Raw genomic sequence first — 1,702 nt, 5'->3', positions numbered from 1 at the left:
GCGGATTGGCCGCCACCACCATATGTTTGCTGGCTTTTACCAGACTCTTTTGTTGAAATCCTGTTGCAGCCTCCGGAGCAAGATCATCACTCATATTCGCGGCCATTGCCTGCACGTTAAAGCAAGCAACTAAAAGACTGGCGGTGATACCGCACCGTCTGAAAACTCCCCCAGACATAGCAAGACTTCCTTTAAATTAATTTTTATCAGGTCGGCCAATGGTTTCAGTGTTAGCTCAAATGTGCAATGGCTTTTGGAGTTGAAGGTTATAAAAAGGTGCTTACCTGACTTCACACTTAAAGAAAATAAAGTGAGGCGTTGTGGATAACCTTTTATAACTTTCAGCACAGAGAGACTTCATGCGCTCTGTCGGTTTTCCTTCTGACAGCTGAGTAACACAGAGACCCACTGAAGCCAGGCTCTCAAACCACTCTGTCAATGAACGACGGTAGAAGCTTACTTCGACAAGATGACCCACCGTATCCCACTCTTCCGTGACCAGCTCTTTTTGAAAGTAGTTGTCTGAAGGTGACACTTCTAAATCCACTACCGGGTGATGGGTAGAAAAAATAAATACGCCTCCCTGTTTCAGCAGGCGCTTAACGTCACCGAACAACAAGCTGACGTCTTCAATGTAATGCACAGTCAGAGGACAAATAATGATGTCATAGCTGGCATCTTTTTCTTGCGGCAGCCCCCGGGAGAGATCCTGCGGATAAGCTTGAACCTTATCACCCAACTTCTCTATGACGATCTCAATCATTTCCTGGGAGACATCAACCGCAGTCACCGATGCACCCTGATTGAGCAAATACTCTGCGTAGACACCCGGCCCACACCCCAGATCAAGAACATTTTTCCCGGCGAGTTCAGGCAACATAGCAATTAAAGACGGACGCTCCAGATTGCCATTGTAAATATTATCGACAATGGCTTTCTCGTAGTCCCTGGCGAACTGCTCGTACATTTTGCTCATCCTTACACCCTCTCAAATGTTTGTTTTCAGTGGTCAAAAGGGTATCAGGAAAAGCCATGCCAACTATCCGAAAAAACACCCATAAATGCTATTCGAACAGGCCATCCATCCAAAGCAGATGCTTAACATCCGCAGCTATTGCCAGAATCCCTACAAGTCACGGCTTTTGTCTTGCAGCAGTCCGCTTCTATGCTGCACTCTTCGAGATTAGAGGCGTTGCAATCCCCTCCCTGTTCACAGCGGCCCAGAAAGGTCTCCCCAGACAGATAAAAGCCTGTGAACTTTTCATCAAAGTCTTCGGCGACACTCTTTTCGGCCAGTCCGGTAGCCAGCAGACTTTTTTGCCATGCTTTAGTTTTGGGATAAAAGGTCAGGAAGTCATAGCCCGTGTTTTCTTGAATGAGATGAGCACGATGCAACACGGCCAGCCACGCCAGATCGACCATGCTTAGTGAATCACTGTTGAAGAATAGGTGCTCACCCAAAACCTTCTCCACTTTGGCAAAGGCACTGGCGAGCTTCCCGGCGCGCTTGATCAGAGTCGGAGCATCCTGACTTCTCTGGGCAGCGCACTGGACCAGATACTGCTTACTGCCCAGGTAGCTCCAGGCGCGATTCAGTGCTTTCTGCTCTGCACTCAAGCCAGGCTGCAATGCGGGATAAGCTTCTTCCAGATATTCAGCGATGGCATCGGATTCAAACAGGGCCACGCCATTCTCAGTGACC

General features: G+C 48.4%; 2 protein-coding genes. Both read right to left on the bottom strand.

All coding sequences use genetic code 11. The annotated features are described in order from the left end of the window. Nucleotides 1-280 precede the first annotated feature (280 nt). A complete protein-coding gene (locus KDK16_RS05600; protein WP_257255339.1) occupies nucleotides 281-976 on the bottom strand; it encodes a class I SAM-dependent methyltransferase in 696 nt (231 codons plus the stop codon). A gap of 122 nt (nucleotides 977-1,098) precedes the next feature. Continuing rightward, nucleotides 1,099-1,702, bottom strand: a 604-nt coding sequence (locus KDK16_RS05595; protein ID WP_257275064.1) for a glutathione S-transferase family protein, incomplete at its 5' end; no start/stop codon positions are given.

Source organism: Endozoicomonas sp. SESOKO4 (assembly GCF_024606275.1).
Note: the sequence above shows the minus strand (reverse complement) of the source record. Positions and strands in the feature narration are given on the sequence as shown.